This is a genomic window from Streptomyces sp. NPDC002640, assembly GCF_053592575.1.
The window spans coordinates 13938-30825 of sequence record NZ_JBSFVZ010000010.1 but is presented as its reverse complement, the minus strand read 5'-3'; the positions used below and the strand labels follow the sequence as shown (position 1 = coordinate 30825).

General features: G+C 75.0%; 13 protein-coding genes. 10 read left to right on the top strand and 3 right to left on the bottom strand.

Going from position 1 to position 16888, the window contains the following annotated elements:
- The first annotated feature begins 8 nt into the window (after positions 1-8).
- The 4 genes from ACWD3O_RS15375 to ACWD3O_RS15360 all read left to right on the top strand — a co-directional run bounded on the left by ACWD3O_RS15375 (position 9) and on the right by ACWD3O_RS15360 (position 4741).
- On the top strand, positions 9-188 hold the full coding sequence (locus ACWD3O_RS15375) for a hypothetical protein (RefSeq protein ID WP_451416187.1): 180 nt from the start codon (positions 9-11) through the stop codon (positions 186-188).
- A 150-nt stretch (positions 189-338) separates the two neighbouring features.
- Positions 339-1988 carry an ATP-binding protein gene (locus ACWD3O_RS15370; protein ID WP_451416186.1) on the top strand — a complete coding sequence of 550 codons (1650 nt, stop codon included), beginning with the start codon at positions 339-341 and terminating at the stop codon, positions 1986-1988.
- Entirely contained in the window at positions 1985-2749 is a 765-nt protein-coding gene (locus tag ACWD3O_RS15365; RefSeq protein ID WP_451416185.1) for a response regulator, read from the top strand. The genes ACWD3O_RS15370 and ACWD3O_RS15365 overlap by 4 nt, the downstream gene beginning before the upstream one ends.
- A gap of 567 nt (positions 2750-3316) precedes the next feature.
- On the top strand, positions 3317-4741 hold the full coding sequence (locus ACWD3O_RS15360; protein WP_451416184.1) for an FAD-binding oxidoreductase: 1425 nt from the start codon (positions 3317-3319) through the stop codon (positions 4739-4741).
- A 125-nt stretch (positions 4742-4866) separates the two neighbouring features.
- Here ACWD3O_RS15360 and ACWD3O_RS15355 read toward each other — a convergent pair whose 3' ends face one another.
- Positions 4867-5337, bottom strand: a complete 471-nt coding sequence (locus tag ACWD3O_RS15355; RefSeq protein WP_451416183.1) for a DoxX family protein — start codon at positions 5335-5337, stop codon at positions 4867-4869.
- A gap of 731 nt (positions 5338-6068) precedes the next feature.
- On the opposite strand from ACWD3O_RS15355, the gene ACWD3O_RS15350 reads away from it, so the two are divergent.
- The 4 genes from ACWD3O_RS15350 (at position 6069) to ACWD3O_RS15335 (ending at position 11751) form a co-directional block, all read left to right on the top strand.
- Positions 6069-8573, top strand: coding sequence for a glycoside hydrolase family 2 protein (locus ACWD3O_RS15350; RefSeq protein ID WP_451416182.1), 2505 nt, complete (start codon positions 6069-6071; stop codon positions 8571-8573).
- Complete coding sequence (locus ACWD3O_RS15345; RefSeq protein ID WP_451416181.1) at positions 8570-9595, top strand: LacI family DNA-binding transcriptional regulator; 1026 nt, start codon at positions 8570-8572, stop codon at positions 9593-9595. The genes ACWD3O_RS15350 and ACWD3O_RS15345 overlap by 4 nt, the downstream gene beginning before the upstream one ends.
- 30 nt (positions 9596-9625) lie before the next feature.
- On the top strand, positions 9626-10357 hold the full coding sequence (locus ACWD3O_RS15340) for a Type 1 glutamine amidotransferase-like domain-containing protein (RefSeq protein ID WP_451416180.1): 732 nt from the start codon (positions 9626-9628) through the stop codon (positions 10355-10357).
- Positions 10358-10497: 140 nt separating this feature from the next.
- Positions 10498-11751 (top strand): MFS transporter, encoded by a 1254-nt coding sequence (locus ACWD3O_RS15335; protein ID WP_451416179.1) that lies wholly within the window; start codon positions 10498-10500, stop codon positions 11749-11751.
- Positions 11752-11786: 35 nt separating this feature from the next.
- Here ACWD3O_RS15335 and ACWD3O_RS15330 read toward each other — a convergent pair whose 3' ends face one another.
- Together ACWD3O_RS15330 and ACWD3O_RS15325 are read right to left on the bottom strand one after the other, a co-directional pair.
- Entirely contained in the window at positions 11787-13628 is a 1842-nt protein-coding gene (locus tag ACWD3O_RS15330) for a glycoside hydrolase family 3 protein (RefSeq protein ID WP_451416178.1), read from the bottom strand.
- 90 nt (positions 13629-13718) lie between these two features.
- Positions 13719-14612, bottom strand: a complete 894-nt coding sequence (locus tag ACWD3O_RS15325) for a pentapeptide repeat-containing protein (protein WP_451416289.1) — start codon at positions 14610-14612, stop codon at positions 13719-13721.
- A gap of 435 nt (positions 14613-15047) precedes the next feature.
- On the opposite strand from ACWD3O_RS15325, the gene ACWD3O_RS15320 reads away from it, so the two are divergent.
- Both ACWD3O_RS15320 and ACWD3O_RS15315 read left to right on the top strand, forming a co-directional pair.
- Entirely contained in the window at positions 15048-15143 is a 96-nt protein-coding gene (locus ACWD3O_RS15320) for a putative leader peptide (RefSeq protein WP_359270157.1), read from the top strand.
- A 261-nt stretch (positions 15144-15404) separates the two neighbouring features.
- Positions 15405-16811: a sulfatase family protein gene (locus ACWD3O_RS15315; protein ID WP_451416177.1), complete on the top strand. Its 1407-nt coding sequence runs from the start codon at positions 15405-15407 to the stop codon at positions 16809-16811.
- Positions 16812-16888: the final 77 nt, after the last annotated feature.

Below are 16888 nucleotides of genomic sequence, written 5' to 3'. Positions count from 1 at the left end.
AACCAACGGTGGTTCTGTTCCTTGTGGTCACGGCGATCGCGGTCACGGCGGTTACGGTCACGGCGATCGCGGTCACGGCGGTTACGGTCACGGCGATCGGTTACGGTCACGGCGATCGCGGTCACGGCGGTCGTGGTCACCATGGTGCGGTCGTGACCACCATGGTGGGGGTGACGGGCCCGCGGTGACGGGGCCGGCGGCGCGTCGGGGCCGGTCCGCTTTCCCACCAGCCCTTTTCATCCGCGCGGCGCGGCTGCATCATGGACGGCCCCGGCACCCGGCGCGTCCCCCCACCCGCGTCATGCCCCGCTCGTGCCGGAGGAGAGATCGAGTACGCCGTGTCCGTCCCCTTCCGCCGCCAGACCCTCGCCGGCGAGATGCTGGTGCTCCAGCTCGCCATCGTCGTGGTGGTGCTGCTCGCGGTGGCCTGCGTCTCGCTCGCCCAGTCCGAGGCGACCTTCCGCCGCGTCGAGGGCCGCCGGGTCACCGCGCTCGCCGAACAGCTGGCCGCCAACCCCCTGGTCCGCAGCCGCCTGCTCAGCGCCACACCCCGCGAGGGCCTCGCCCCGCTGGTCGACTCCACCCGCACCCACTCCGGCGTCACCTCGGTGACCGTCGCCGACGCCGGCGGCCGGATCGTCGCCGCCACCGACCCCACCCTGCTCGGCGACCCGCTGCCCCGCGGCGAGGGCGCGGGACCCGGCCGGGGCTGGTCCGGCAAGGTCGGCCACGGCGGGCACCCGGAGCTCGCCGCCCAGGTGCCCGTCCTCGGCGCCTCCGCCGAGAACCTCGGCCGCCACCTCGGCACCGTGCACGTGGGGGAGAAGGACCCCACGGTGTGGCAGCGGGCGAGCGGGGCGTCGTCCTACCTGCTCGTCTACCTCGGCGTCGCCAGCGCGCTCGGGGTCGCCGGATCCTGGCTGCTCGCCCGCAGGGTCAAGCGGCAGACCCTGGGCCTGGAACCACGCGAGATCGCCGGCCTCGCCGAACACCGCGAGGCCATGCTCTACGGCATCGCGGAAGGCGTCGTCGCCCTCGACCCGCAGCACCGCGTCACCCTCGTCAACGAGGTCGGCCGCCGCCTGCTCGACCTCCCCGACGGCTGCGTCGGACGGAGCCTGGAGGAACTCGGCATCGAGGGCCGCCTCCGCGACGTCCTCGCCGGAGCGCCGCCGGAGGCGGACCGCCGCACCGACGAGGTGGTCGTCCGCCAGGGCCGGGTCCTGGTGATGAACCGGATGACCGTCGAGAAGGACGGCCGCGCGCTCGGCTCGGTCACCACCCTCCGCGACCGCACCGAGCTCGCCCGGCTGGAGCAGGAGCTCGGCTCCTTCCGCAGCACCTCGGAACTGCTGCGCGCCCAGGCCCACGAGTTCGCCAACCAGATGCACACCGTCTCCGGGCTGGTCGAGATCGGCGCCCACGACGAGGTGGTGCGGCACATCCGGGCCCTGACGCGGCGGCGGGAGTCCCTGGACGTCACCCTCAGCCGCCGCGTCCGCGACACCGCCGTCGCCGCCCTGCTCGCCGCCAAGGGCTCCCAGGCCGCCGAACGCGCCGTCACGCTGCGGATCTCCGACCGCACCTCGCTGGACCGCCTCGCCCCCGAGGACGCCGCCGACGTGGCCACCGTCGTCGGCAACCTGGTCGACAACGCGGTCGACGCCGTCGCCGCGCAGCCCGACCGGCAGGGCCGGGTGGAGGTGGAACTGCGGCAGGACACCACCGGCGTGGTGATCGTGGTCCGCGACTCCGGCCCCGGTGTCGCGCCCGGCCTCGCCCGCGAGGTCTTCGAGCACGGCTTCACCACCAAGGCCGCCCGCGAGGGCGGACGCGGCATCGGCCTGGCGCTCACCCGCCTGGTCTGCGAGCGTCACGGGGGCGAGATCTCGGTGGCCAACGCCGAGGACGGCGGCGCCGTCTTCACCGCCCGCATGACCGTCAGCCACCTCGACGACGCGGTGGCGGAAGGAGCGACGACCCCATGACCCGTCCCACCGGACCCTCCGGTGTCCCGCCCGAGCCGATCGACGTCCTCGTGGTCGACGACGACTTCATGGTGGCCCGGGTGCACCGCGCGTTCGTGGAGGACGTCCCGCCCTTCCGGGTCGCCGGGGTGGCCGGGACCGGGGAGCAGGCGGTGGCCGCGGTCGCCGAACTCCGGCCCGACCTGGTCCTGCTCGACCTGTACCTGCCCGACATGTCCGGGCTGGACGTCATCTCCCGGCTGCGCGCCGCGGGTCACGACTGCGACGTGATGGTGGTCAGCGCCGCCCGCGAGGCCGAGACGGTGCGCGGGGCGGTCCGCCAGGGCGTCGTGGACTACCTGCTCAAGCCCTTCGCCCGCGACGACCTGCGCGCCCGGCTGGAGCGGTACGCCGCACGGCGCCGCCGCCTGCTGGAGACGGTCGTGCGCGGGCAGGCCGACGTGGACCGGGTCCTGGCCGGCGCGGTCGCCCCCTCGCCCGCCGTGGCCGCGCTGCCCAAGGGCATGAGCGTGGAGACCGCCGAACTGATCGAACGCGCGCTCCGCGAGGCCGACGGCACCCTCTCGGCCGGTGAGTGCGCCGCCGTCACCGGCCTGTCCCGCGTCAGCGCCCGCCGGTACCTCGAGCACTTCCACGCCCTCGGCACCGCCGAGGTCACCCTCCGCTACGGCGCCACCGGCCGCCCCGAACGCCGCTACCGGTACGCGGGCCGGGCCGGCGCGACGGTCCCGGCGGCCGCCGAGGGGGCGGCCCGGGCCTGACAGCCGGACGCCCCGGCGTCGCGGCACGGGACACCGATCCCGCACGGCCCGGGACAAGGGCAGCGAGGCGGAAGCCCATGCCGCGCCCGCCGTCGGCCGGCCCCGCGCCCCTGCGCGGCCTGCGGCGGCCTCGAGCACGCCGGAGCGCCCGGCTGCGCCCGGCTGCGTCCGGCTGCGGCGCACTGGTGGACGGCATCCTGGAGGACGCCTGGGCCGCCTTCCTCCGCCGGTGGGACGCCCGCACGCCGCAGGACGCCGACGACCTCGCCGCCATGGTGGCCGCCGAACCGGTCCGCCACGACCGGCGCGTGGTGGACGCCGCCCTCGACCGCCCGAGCCGCGTGCGCGGCCGCGCTCGGCAGCGGTCCCCTCGGCCGCGTCGGTCTCCTCCCGGCCACCGCCGATGCCCGGCGGCTGAGCGCCCGGCTCCAGGGAGCCTCCCCGGCGCACGCGGCACGGGCCGTCGCGCGGACGACGGCCCCGCCCGTCCCCGGGTCCCGGGCACGGGCCCGCGCGGCTCGCGTCCCGTGCCGAGCGGGGGGACGCTGGAAGTGGGAGGTGATCCGCATGGCTGTGGAGGACAGCCGTCCGGCAGAGGTCCCCGTCTCCGCCGTCGAGGCGCTCCGGAGCGTCCTGCGGGGCACGCTGATCCGCCCCGACGACGCCGCGTACGCCTCGGCCCGGCGGCTCTGGAACGGCATGATCGACCGGCGGCCCGCCCTGGTGGTGCGCTGCGAGACCGACGAGGACGTCGCCGCGGCGATCGGCTGCGCCAGGGAGTACCGGCTGCCCCTCTCGGTACGGGGCGGCGGCCACGGCGTGGCGGGGCAGGCGGTGTGCGACGGCGGCCTGGTCGTGGACCTGTCCCGGATGACCGAGGTCGACGTCGACCCGGTGGCCCGCACGACGCGGGCCCAGGGCGGCTGCACCCTGGGCCACGTGGACCGGGCGACCCAGCGCCACGGTCTCGCCGCCCCCCTCGGCGTGGTGTCGGAGACCGGCATCGCCGGCCTCACCCTGTCCGGCGGCATGGGCTGGCTCCGCCGCGCCCACGGCCTGAGCTGCGACGCGCTGCTCTCCGCCACCGTGGTCACCGCCGACGGCAGCGTCCTCGCCGTCGACGCGGACCACCACCCCGACCTGTTCTGGGCCCTGCGCGGTGGCGGCGGCAACTTCGGCGTCGTCACCTCCTTCACCTACCGGCTCCACCCGGTCGGCCCCGAGGTGCACCTCTGCAACGTCACCTACCCGGCACGGCACGCCCGCGAGGTGCTGCGCCGCTGCGCGGACCACCTGGCCCGCACGCCGGAGCGGAACGGCCCCGCGCCCCTCGGCGTGCTCGGCCGGGTCCCGCCCGACGAGGCGCTGCCGGCGGACCTGCACGGCGAGCCGTTCGTCGCGCTGCTCGCCCTGCACCCCGGAGACCCGGCCGAGGGCGAGGAGGCCCTCCGCCCCCTCAGGGAGATCACCGAACCGCTCTTCGACCTCAGCGGCGCGACCACCTACCTGGACGCCCAGACCCTGCTCGACGAGGAGTACCCCGACGGCGCCCGGTACTACTGGAAGTCCGTCACCCTGCCCGGCCTCGGCGACGAGGTGGTCGACGACCTGGTGCGTCACGCGGCGAGGGCGCCGTCGCCCGCCTCGACGGTCGACGTCTGGTTCCAGGGCGGCGCGATGGCCGGCGCGCCTCGGGAGGGCACCGCCTTCACCGGCCGGGATGCCCCGTACCTCATCGGCATCGAGGGCAACTGGCAGCAGCCGGCCGACTCGGAGCGGAACGTGGGCTGGGTCCGCGACACCTTCGCCGCCCTGCGCGCGTACTCCGCGAGCGGCATCTACCTCAACTTCCCCGGCTTCCTCGAGGAGGGCGAGCAACTGGTGCGCGAGAGCTTCGGGGACCACTACGAGCGGCTGGCGGCGGTCAAGGCGGCGTACGACCCCGGCAACCTCTTCCGCCTCAACCCCAACGTCTCCCCGAAGGCCGGGTGAACCGGCCCGAGCCGCCGGCCGGCGTGCGGCGGCTCGGGCCGTCGGGGACGTGGGGCCTGCCGCGGGCTCCGCCTGTCGGCAAGGAGGGCGCGGCAGGAGCAAGGGGGCCCAGGGGGCCCAGGGGTTCAGGTGGTGCTGACGGGGCGCGCGTCCTGGTCCGCCGCACGGCGGGCGGGCTCCCGCCGCAGCGCGGTGTCGAGGGCGAAGGCGCCGGGACCGATGAACGCGATCAGCAGGAACGCCCAGCAGAACATGACGGACGCCTCCCCGCCGTTCACGATCGGGAACAGACCGTTCGACTGATGGACGATGAAGTAGGCGTACGCCATCGAGCCAGAGCAGACGACGGCGGAGACCCGCGTGAAGAGGCCCAGGGCCACCAGCGCTCCGCCCGCGAGCTGGATGGCGGCGGCCCACCAGCCGGGCCACTGCAGGGTGGGCACGGTGCCGCCGCCGTGGGCGCCGCCCAGAACGCCGAAGAGGGACGCGGCGCCGTGACAGGCGAACAGGAAACCGACCACCAGGCGGAAGGCGCCCTGCGCCACGGGGGTCGCCGTGCGTAACAGCTCGGGGGGTTCGTTCGACGGCACGCTCATGACTCGCTCCTAGTGGGGGATTGGAGAAGTTTACGTTTTGACGATCATGATCTGATCGTTCATTCAACCCTCGAACGGAGAATAGCGACGCCCACCAGTCGCGCACATGTTCCCCAGCCGCCATTCCTTGCGGCACTCCTTCGGTACACGGACCACTCGCACCCTGCGGAACGCCCCTCGCACGAGGCGTCCACGATCCGTGCGCATCGGGGCGGGCGGCGCGTACGCCGCGTTCCGCAGGCGCGGTGGACCCGGCGGGCGGAGCGCGCCCCGGTCGCCGCGTTCGCCCTGCTCCGGCCGCCTTCCCGGTCGTCGCCCCGGACCGGCCCGTCGGGGCGGAGAGCGTATGTGTAGCGTCCAGCGTGTTCGCATACCGACGATCACCCCCGGCCGCCGGACGCCTTCCTGGCGCACGTCCGTGCCCAGCGCCACCGGATGCCGCCCCTGGTCCGTGCGGACTGCGCGCCCGGAGGAACCCGAGCCACGCGGACGCGGGCGGGGTCGACCGGGGCCTGGCTTCGCCACGCGATTCCGGATGTGAACCGGTAAAGCGGAGGTCCGTTCGAGGTGGGCGGTGTCCGCCGCATGGTTGCGGTACCGGCCGCTCATTCCGCGGGCCGAGGCGGCCGCCACTCGGGGATTTCCGGGGCTGGACCGGTTCACCCGGGGCCGTTAGGTTGAGCGCGCTGCTCACCTGTCAGGCACGCGCGCCCTGCCGAAGGAGTCCGCCCATGATGGAACTCGTCCAGCTCGCCGACGGCTGGAGCCTCGACCACGACGGGCACCCGCTGCCCGCCCAGGTGCCCGGCTGCGTCCACACCGACCTCCTCGCGGCCGGCGTCGTCCCCGACCCGTACCTCGGCCTCAACGAGAAGGAGGTGGCCTGGGTGGGCCGCAGGGCCTGGCGGTACACCCGGGACCTCGCGCCGCAGGAGACGGCGGCGGGAGGACCGTACGAGCGGACCGATCTGGTCTTCGACGGCCTGGACACCGCCGCCGTGATCGGACTGGACGGGCAGGAGCTGGGCCGGACCCGGAACATGCACCGGCGGTACCGCTTCGACGTCACCGGCCGGCACGGCCTGCTGGAGGTCGCGTTCACCTCCGCCTACGACGAGGCCGCCGCCGTGCGGGAGACGACGGGGGAGCGGCCCAACGTCTACCCGGAGCCCTTCCAGTACATCCGGAAGATGGCCTGCAGCTTCGGCTGGGACTGGGGGCCCACGCTGGTCACCGCCGGCATGTGGCGGCCGGTCCGGCTGGAGCGGTGGTCGACGGCGCGCCTGGCACGCGTACGGCCCCTGGTGACGGTCCGCGACGGCGTCGGCAGGGTCGAACTGCACGTGGACGTCGAGCGCACCGAGCGGGGCGCGGACCGCCGCCTCGCGGTGCGCGCACATCTCGGCGGCGTCCACGCGAGCACGACGGTGGACGGGAACACGGCCGTCCTGACCCTCGAGGTGCCCGGCGTCGAGCTGTGGTGGCCGCGCGGCTACGGCGAGCAGCACCTGTACGACCTGCACGTCACCCTGGCGGAGGAGGGCGCGGAGCCCGACGGCCAAGCGGCCGCGCCGCTCGACTCCTGGACCCGCAGGACCGGCTTCCGCGACGTCGTGCTGGACCGCGCCCCCGACGAGCACGGCACCCGCTTCACCTTCGTCGTCAACGGCGTTCCCGTCTTCGTCCGCGGCGTGAACTGGATCCCCGACGACGTCTTCCCCTCCCGCGTCACCCCCGGGCGCTACCGCGCCAGGCTCCGGCAGGCGGCCGAGGCGGGCGTCGACCTGGTGCGCGTCTGGGGCGGCGGCATCTACGAGGACGACGCCTTCTACGAGACCTGCGACGAACTGGGCCTGATGGTGTGGCAGGACTTCCTCTTCGCCTGCGCCGCCTACCCCGAGGAGCAGCCGCTGCGCTCCGAGGTGGAGGCCGAGGCCCGGGACAACGTCGTGCGGCTGATGCCCCACCCGAGCCTGGTGCTCTGGAACGGCAACAACGAGAACCTGTGGGGCTTCCGCGACTGGGGCTGGGAGCCCGAACTCGACGGCGACTCCTGGGGCGGCGGCTACTACCTCGACCTGCTGCCCCGCGTCGTCGCCGCACTCGACCCCACCCGCGCGTACACCCCGGGGAGCCCCTGGTCGGGCTCCTGGGACCACCACCCCAACGAGCCCGCGCACGGCACCCACCACTCCTGGGAGGTCTGGAACCGCCGGGACCACGCCGAGTACCGCGACACGGTCCCCCGTTTCGTCGCCGAGTTCGGCTGGCAGGCGCCGCCCACCGTCGCGACCCTGCGGCGCGCGCTGCCCGGGGAGGACCTCGCCCCCGACTCGCCCGGCATGCTCCACCACCAGAAGGCCGAGGACGGCAACGGCAAGCTGCACCGCGGCCTCGAACGCCACTTCGCCCCGCCCCGGGGCGACTTCGACCGCTGGCACTACCTCACCCAGGTGATGCAGGCCCGCGCGGTGGCCGCCGGGATCGAGCACTGGCGGTCGCACTGGCCGGTGTGCGCCGGGACGGTGGTCTGGCAGCTCAACGACTGCTGGCCGGTGACCTCCTGGGCCGCCGTCGACGGGGACGGCCGCCCGAAGCCCCTCCACCACGAACTCCGCCGCGTCTACGCCGACCGCCTGGTGACCCTCCACCCGGGCGACGGCGCGGGCGGACCCGTACTGGCCGTGATCAACCAGTCCGCCGAGCCCTGGACCACCTCGGTGACCCTGCGCCGCCTGCGCGCCGACGGCGCCACGATCGCCGAGCGGGTCCTCGACGTCACCGTCGCCCCGCGCGCGGTGCACCGGCAGCCCGTGCCGCGCGACCTCGTCCCGGACGCGGCGTCCGCGAAGGAGTTCCTGGTCGCCGACGGACAGGCGGCCCCGGTCGGTTCCGGCACCGCGGCCGGCGCCCCGGCCGCCCTCCGCGCCGTCCACTTCCCCGTCGTGGACAAGGAGTTCGCCTATCCCGCACCGGCCTTCGAGGTGGCCGTCGAGCAGGAGCCGGCCGGTGCGGAGGACGGCGCCGGTGGCGGTAATGTCGAGGTCGTGGTGACTGCACGCACTCTGGTACGCGACCTCCTCCTGCAGGCGGACCGGCTGGGCCCGGACGCCGTCTGCGACACCGGTCTGCGGACCCTGCTGCCCGGCGAGAGCCTCCGCCTCCGGGTCCGGAACGCCGACCGGACCGGCGCCGACGCCGTGCGCGCCGCCCTCTTCTGTGTGGAACCCGCGTGAGCACACCCCCACGCGTCACCATCAAGGACGTCGCCGCCGCGGCCGGAGTCTCCAAGGGCGCCGTCTCCCTGGCCTTCAACAACAAACCGGGCGTCTCCGAAGCCACCCGCGACCGCATCTTCGCCGTGGCCCGGCAGCTCGGCTGGGCGCCCAACTCCGCGGCGCGCAGCCTCTCCCGGCAGTCGGTCGGCACCGTCGGGCTGGCCCTGTGCCGGCCCGCGCGGCTGCTCGGACTGGAGCCGTTCTACATGGAGTTCGTCTCCGGCATCGAGAGCGTCCTGGCGGAGCGGGACTGTTCGCTGCTGCTGCGCCTGGTCGGCTCCCTGGAGGAGGAGATCACGCTCCAGGAACGCTGGTGGCGGGAGCGCCAGGTGGACGGCTCGATCCTGGTCGACTTCCACCAGGACGACCCGCGCATCGGCCCGCTCCGCGAACTCGGGCTCCCCGCCGTGGGCGTGGGGCACCCCGACCTCACCGGAGGCCTCCCCTCGGTGTGGACCGACGACGCCACCGCCGTCGCCGAGGCCGTGCGCTACCTGGCCGCCCTCGGCCACCGGCGCATCGCCCGCGTCGGCGGCCCCGGCGACCTGGGCCACAGCCGGATCCGGGCGGCGGCGTTCGAGCGGACGATGCGGGAACTCGGCCTGGACGGGGGCCGGCACGTCGAGACGGGCTTCTCCGGGGAGGAGGGGGCCCGGGCGACCCGGATGCTGCTCGTCACCCCGGAGCGTCCCACCGCGATCGTCTACGACAACGACATCATGGCCGTCGCCGGACTCGGCGTCGCCGCCGAGATGGGCGTCTCCGTGCCGGACGACCTGTCCCTCCTGGCCTGGGACGACTCGCAGTTGTGCCGCCTGACCCATCCCACGCTGTCGGCGATGAGCCACGACGTGCACACGTTCGGCGCAGAGGTGACCCGGATCCTCTTCGACGTCCTGGCCGGGCGGCAGTTCACCTCCCGGCCGGTGGCGACACCCTCGCTGGTGCCCCGCGGCTCGACCGCGCCGCCCCGCGCCTAGCGGTTCACCGGTGCCGATACGATCATCGGCATGACGGCAGCGGAACCGACCATCCTGGCCACCTCCGGCGGACACCGTGTCGGGGACCGCACCCGGGTCACCTTCGACGCCCTGGTGCACCACGCGGTCGACCTCTCCGGGGTCCACGGCAGGCGTCCGCGCGTGATGTACGTCGGAACCGCCATCGGGGACGCCGAGCACTTCACGGCCCGGATGGGCGAGGCCGCGCGGGTCGCCGGCTTCGACCTCACGCCGCTGCACCTGTTCCCCATGCCCAACCTCGAGGACGTCGAGGGCACCGTCCTGGAGCAGGACGTCGTGTGGGTCATGGGCGGCTCGGTGGTCAACCTGCTGGCCGTGTGGCGGGCCCACGGCCTGGACCGGGTCATGCGCCGCGCCTGGCAGGCCGGCGTCGTGCTCAGCGGGGTCAGCGCGGGGTCCCTCTGCTGGTTCCAGGGCGGGGCGACCGACTCCTTCGGTCCGGAACTCCGCCCCGTCACCGACGCCCTCGGTCTGCTGCCCTACGGCAACGGCGTGCACTACGACTCCGACGAGGACCGCCGCCCGCTGATCCACCGGATGGTGGCGGACGGCACCCTGCCCACCGCCCACTGCACGGACGACGGCGTCGGCCTGGTGTACCGCGGAACCGAACTGGTCGAGGCGGTCACCGAGATCCCGGGCAAAGGCGCCTACGTCGTCGAACGCGACGGCGATACGGCCGTGGAGCACCGCGTCGAACCGCGCGACCTGACCACCTGACCGCCTGACCGCCTGACCGCCTGGCCCCGACCGCCCGACCGCCTGACCCGTGCCCGGGCGGGTCCATGCGCTGCGTGTACATGGCATCCTTTCCGCGGTGGCGGCCCCGGCCGGGAGGGCCGCCGCGGGGAGGGGACGGGATGACGCGCACGGACGGAAAGGCGGGCGGCCGCACGGCCGAACGGCGGCGGATCGGCGTGCTGGTGCTGGGCAACCTGCTCGGCGGTGTGGGCGTCGCGTCCGGCATCACGGTGACCACGCTGCTGGTGGAGCGGCTCGGGGCCGTGGAACTCGCCGGTCTCGGCCAGGCGGTCGGGGTGCTGGGCGCCGCGGTGGCGGCCGTTCCGCTGGCCCGGCTGGCGGCCGGCCGCGGACGCCGCTGGTCGCTGGGCGTGGGCTACGGGATCGCGGCCCTGGGCGCGGCCCTGGTGGTCGCCGCGGCGACGGCCGGGCAGCTCGCCCTCGTCATGGCCGGCTTCTGCCTCTTCGGCGTCGCCTCGGCCTGCAACCTGCAGACCCGGTACGCCGCCGCGGACGGCGTCGCGCCCGAGGTGCGGGCGCGCACCATGGCCGTGGTGGTGTGGGCGACCACGGTGGGCTCGGTCGCCGGTCCCAACCTCACCTCCGCCGGGCAGGCCGTCGGCGAGTCCCTCGGCGTCCTCGGACTGGCGGGGCCGTACCTGCTGTCCGGGGCGGCGTTCGCCGGGGCCTGCGCCCTGGTCGCGCTCCTGTACCGCGGTGACGCCGACAAGGCCGCCCCGGACCGGACCGCGGGGCCCCGGCCCGCCACCTTGGGGGCGCTGGCCGCGCTCCGCTGGGCGGCGCGCCGCCCCGACGCGCTGTTCGCCGTGGTCCTGCTGGCCACCGCGCACTCCACCATGATCATGGTCATGGTGATGACACCGCTCCACATGCAGCACCACGGGATGTCCCTGCGGATCGTCGGCGTGGTCATCAGCGCGCACATCGCCGCCATGTACGGCCTCAGCCCGCTCTTCGGCCGCCTGACGGACCGCTGGGGCCCGCTGCGGACCGCGTTCCTGGGCATCGGCGTCCTCTTCGCCGCCGCCGCCCTCGGCTACGCCGCCGCGTCCGGCGGCGGCGAGGCGCTCACCGCGACGGCCCTGGCGGTGCTCGGTCTGGGCTGGTCGCTGTCCACCCTCTCCGCCTCCGCGCTGCTGGCCGCCGTCGACGACGACCGGGTGCGGGTGCCGCTCCAGGGGGCCGCCGACGCCGGGATGAGCTACGCCGGAGCCGCCGTCGCCGCGCTGGCCGGGCCCGTTCTGGCCGTCGGCGGCTTCCGCGCCGTCAACCTCGTCGGTGCCGCCCTGCTGCTGCCCGCCCTGGCCCTGGCCGTGCTGCTGGCGCGACGTCAGGCTCCGGCGCCCGCCTGAGCCGCCCCGGCGAGGCGCCGTACTGGGCCGTGCCGTCAGCCCACCGCCCAGGTGAGCCCGTGGCCGAGCGGATACAGCACCACGCCGGGATCGTCGGCCGTCGGCACGTCGACCGGCAACCGGCCCTCGGGGGCGATCTCCCCGAGGAGGATCCGGGCCACGGACTCCATCAGCATCGGCGTGTGCGCGTAGGTCGTCAGGCAGGTGGGCGCCTCGGGGAACCAGGCGACGTCGTAGGGATCGCGCACCGCGACCACCACCACCGGCGTCCCGGTCCCCACCAGCCGGCGGACCAGCTCCCGCTGCCGGCCCGCCTTGTCGGTCACCGCCGTGTCCCACGCCTTGGTGGTGAGCACCACCGTCAGGTCGTGCCCCCGCGCCGCCTCGGCCGCCTCGGCGACCGCCGCCTCCGTCGGCATCGCCGGCAAGGACGACAGCGGGCGGGCCACCGCGGTCCCGCCGCGGGCGGCGAGCCGGTCCGCGAGGGTGGCCACCGGCCGCAGCCCGTTCTCCTCCACCCCCGTCACCAGCACCGAACGAGCCGTCCCCGCCGCCTGCGGCAGCAGACCGGCGTCGTCACGGAGCACGGTCACCGCCCGGTCGGACAGGCGCTGGGCCGTCCGCAGGTGGGCGGGGGCGCCGACGACGCGGCCCAGGGCGACCGGGTCCTCGTCGACCTCCACGGGCGTCGCCCCGGTCAGCCCGCGCCGCGCCTTCAGCTCCAGGATCCGCCGCACCGACAGGTCGAGGCGTTCCTCGGTCAGCTCCCCCGAGGCGAGGGCCGCGCGGATCCCGTCCCGTGCCACCGCGATCCGCGGCGGCATCAGCATCATGTCCACGCCCGCCAGCAGGGCGAGCACCGGCACCCGGTCGTCCCCGTACTTCTGCCGCACGCCCGCCATGGACAGCGAGTCGCTCATCACCAGCCCGTCGAAGCCGAGTTCCTCACGCAGCAGCCCCGTCATGATCGGCCGGGAGAGGGTGGCCGGCTCGCCCGACGGGTCCAGCGACTCCACCACGATGTGCGCGGTCATCACCACGTCCACGCCCGCGTCGATCGCGGCGCGGAACGGGGGCAGGTCGATCTCCTCCCACTCCTCGCGGGTGTGGTCGATGAACGGCAGACCGGTGTGGCTGTCGGTCGCCGTGTCGCCGTGCCCGGGGAAGTGCTTGACCGTGGAGATCACCCCGGCGCCGCGCTGGAAGCCGCGCACCTGCGCCGCGGTCAGCCCCGCGGTGAGCCGCGGGTCGCTGCTGAAGGCGCGCACCCCGATCACCGGGTTGCGCGCGTCGACGTTCACGTCGGCGATCGGCGCGTGGTCCGTGTTGACGCCCACGGCCGCCAGCTCGCGCCCCGCGACCACCGCCGCCTGGTAGGCGTTGCCCGCACCGCGCCCCGCCCCGAGGGCCATCGAGCCGGGGAGCTGGGTCGCGGCCGGCGGCCCCATCCGCACCACCGCGCCGTGCTCCTGGTCGACGCTCAGCAGCAGCGGCACGCCCGTCCGGTCCAGGGCGGCCCGCTGCAGACCGTTCGACAGCCGGGCGATCTGCGGCGGGGACGCCAGGTTCGCGGACCAGCCGAAGTAGATGACACCGCCGAGGGCGTACTCCTCGACGATCCGCGCGGGGGTGTCGACGCCGAAGGCGGCCCGGTTGCGGCTGTCCACGGTGTCCGGCGTCTGCCCGTAGACGAAGGTGCAGAAGAGCTGGCCGATCTTCTCGTCCGGCGTCATCCGGGCCAGCGTGGCCTCCACCCAGGCCGTGTGGTCGCCGCCGCCCTGCCCGGCGGACGCGCCTCCCGCCGAGCCGAGGAGCATGCCCGCGGTGAGGGCGGTTCCGGTGGCGAGGAAGGTGCGGCGTTCCAACTCGGCCTCCACGGTGTGCTCGGTGTGACGGCGGGCCGCGGGGGCCCGCGGCCCGAGATCGTGCCGGTCCGGGGCGGAAGCTATCCGTAGGTCATGAACGCGTCAATGGGGCGTGGTGAGGTCCGCGGTGCCGTCCGGCTGGCCGGCCCCCCGCCAGTGCGCGGGCCTGCTCAGCCCCTCGGGCACCCGGGTGGAACCGTCGCCCCTGGCGGCGTTGAGCTGGGCCTGGGTGACGAACAGGGCGCCGGTGAGGTCGGCCCCGCACAGGTTGGCGTCGCGCAGGTCCGCCCCGATGAGGTCCGCGTCCCGCAGGTCCGCGCCGCCGAGGTCCGCGGCGACCAGCAGGGCGCCGCGCAGACTCGCGCCCCGGAGGTCGGCGCCGGCCAGACGGGCCCCGACCAGATCCGCGCCGCGGTGGTTCCGCCTGCGCCCCGGCACCTTCGCCCGGGACAGCTCGCTCGCCCTCAGCAGCAGCGGGTTCACCTCGCCCCGCAGCGCGTCGACGTCGAGCGCGACGATCGACTCCGCGCTGCCCCGCGTCAGGCCGTCCACCCGGGCCAGCGCCCGCCGCAACTCCCGGTGCACCGGGCGGGCGGGGGCCAGGTCCAGCGCCTCGATGACGTACTGGAGCAGTTCGTGCAGCTGCCGCATCACCGGGAAGACCGCGAACATCGACCGGGCCGTCTCCGGTGAGCGCCGCCAGTCGGCGCCGCCGAAGGTGACCTGCGAGACCTTCTGCCCGGCGCCGTGGCAGTCGAAGACGGTGCAGCCCTGGTAGCCGCTGTCGCGCAGCCGGGCGTGGATGCCGCAGCGGAAGTCCTCCCGCAGATTCCCGCACGGCCGCCCGGCGGGCTTGTCGGCGGCGAAGTCCGCGGACCGGGCGAAGGGCAGCGCCACGCAGCACAGGCCGAAGCAGTTCGCGCAGTCGGCCCGCAACTCCCCGCGCCCCGGGCCGCTCCCGGTGGGCGGTTCCTCGCGTTCGGGGCCGCTCCCGATACGCGGCTCCTCGCGGTCCGGGCCGCTCCCGGTGCGCGACGGCGTCCGTTCGCCGGACCCAGGCCGGGCACCGTTCCGCGTCTTCTTCCCCCCGGCGGCCCGGTCGTCGCCCCGGGGGGCCCGCTGCTCGCCGCCGCGGGTGCGCTCACGCTCCTCCGCGCGGCCCTGCCCGCCGGTGGGGGAGGACCGCCGGCGGCCTCCCGGGGACGCGGGCTTTCCGTGCTGTGCGGACACCGTCGACTCCTGTCGTGACTCCTGTCGGCCGACGGGCGCCGGCTGCGGCGGCGTCCGAAGGGCCGGTCACATTTTCGCAGAGCCACGGCAGCCCGCGTGACAACCCGTGTGACCGGCGGGCGGCCCGTGCCGCCGGGCCCATGTCCACCGGCTGGACAGCCCGTTGACGCACCGGCGGCACCCCTGGCATCGTCCCCGCCCATGAGGCCCGTTGCCGATCACCCGCAGGCGCTCGTCGCGCTGGTCGCGCGGCGGCACGTCGACCTGTGCCGTCAGTCCAGCGCCATCTGTCGCTGACCTCCGGGCCTTCTCCCGCCCCACCCCCGCGTCCCGCCGCGCCCGCGTTCCGGTCCGTTCCGTGCCCGGACCTCCGGCCGCCGCGACGACGGTTCCCCGGGTGCCGCCCCCGCGTTCCTGAGGTCCCTGCCGCTGTAGGGGCCTGAGCCCGCGCGTCCGGCCGCACCCGCAGCATCCCGGCGCGCCCGCGCACCGGGTGGCTCCCCTGTCGACCCCTGACGCGCCCGGTCTCCTGCGGGCGCGCCGTTCGAAGGATCTCGCATGCCCGAAATATCCCGTCGCGCCTTCGGTGGCCTGGTGGGCGCCGGCGCCGTCGGCACCGTCGCAGCCTCCGCCTCCGCCTCCGCCGAGGCGGCCGGCCGCGCCCCCGCCGAGCGTCCCTTCCGGGCCCGTCCCGGCTCCGGCTCGGGCAGACGCCCCAACCTGCTGTTCATCCTCGGCGACGACCTGGGCTGGGCCGACCTGTCCTCGTACGGCGCCCCGCACATCAGAACGCCGCACCTCGACCGGCTCGCCGCCCAGGGCGTGCGCTTCACCGACGCCTACGCGGGCTCCGCGACCTGCTCCCCGACCCGCTTCAGCCTCTACACCGGCCGCTTCCCCGGCCGCACCAAGGGCGGCCTGGCCGAGCCCATCGGCAACCGGACCCAGGGCCTGGACCCCCACCACCCCACCCTGGCCTCCCTGTTGAAGAAGGCCGGCTACGACACCGCCCTCATCGGCAAGTGGCACTGCGGCTGGCTGCCGGACTACAGCCCCACCAAGTCGGGCTGGGACGAGTTCTTCGGCAACTTCGGCGGCGCCCTGGAGTACTTCTCCAAGCTGGGCCAGCTCGGCGACTACGACCTCTACGAGGGCGACGCCACCTACCAGGACCTCCGCTACTACACCACCGTCCTCACCGAGCGCGCCGTCGAGTACGTCGGCCGCGAGCACCACCGGCCGTGGCTGCTCAACCTCAACTTCACCACCCCGCACTGGCCGTGGACCGGCGAGAAGGACGAGGAGGCCGGCGCGGAGATCGCCGCCCGGATCCGCGCCGGAAACATACTGGGCGCGCTCCGCCACGACGACGGCGGCTCGGTGGAGAAGTACCAGGAGATGGTGGAGAACCTCGACGCCTCCGTCGGCAAGGTGCTCGCCGCCCTGCGCCGCTCCGGGCAGGAGGACAACACCGTGGTGGTCTTCGCCAGCGACAACGGCGGCGAACGGTTCTCCTACCAATGGCCGCTCAGCGGCAGCAAGTCGCAGCTCCTGGAGGGCGGCATCCGGGTGCCGACCATCCTGCGCTGGCCGGACCGGATCGGCGGCCACCAGGTCAGCCACGAACCGGTGTACTCGCCCGACTGGACGGCCACCCTGCTGGAGTTGGGCGGCGCCCGGCCCGACCCGGCCTACCCCCTGGACGGCCACAGCTTCGCCGGATACCTGCTGCGCGGCGAACGCGTCCCCGAGCGGGACCTCTTCTGGCGCATCCGGAACAACCGGGCGCTGCGACGCGGCGACTGGAAGTACTACCGCGACGCCTCCGGCAAGGACCACCTGTACAACCTCGCCGCCGACGAGCGCGAACAGGCCGACCTCGCCACCGAACGCGCCGACCGGCTCGCCGAGTTGCGGACCGCCTGGGAACGGATCAACGCCGGACTCCTGCCGTACCCCTCCTGACGGCCCCTCCCCGGACCGGTGCCGCTCGCCGTCCCCCGACGGCGGGCGGCACCGGTCGTCCCTCCGGGGCGGGAGGC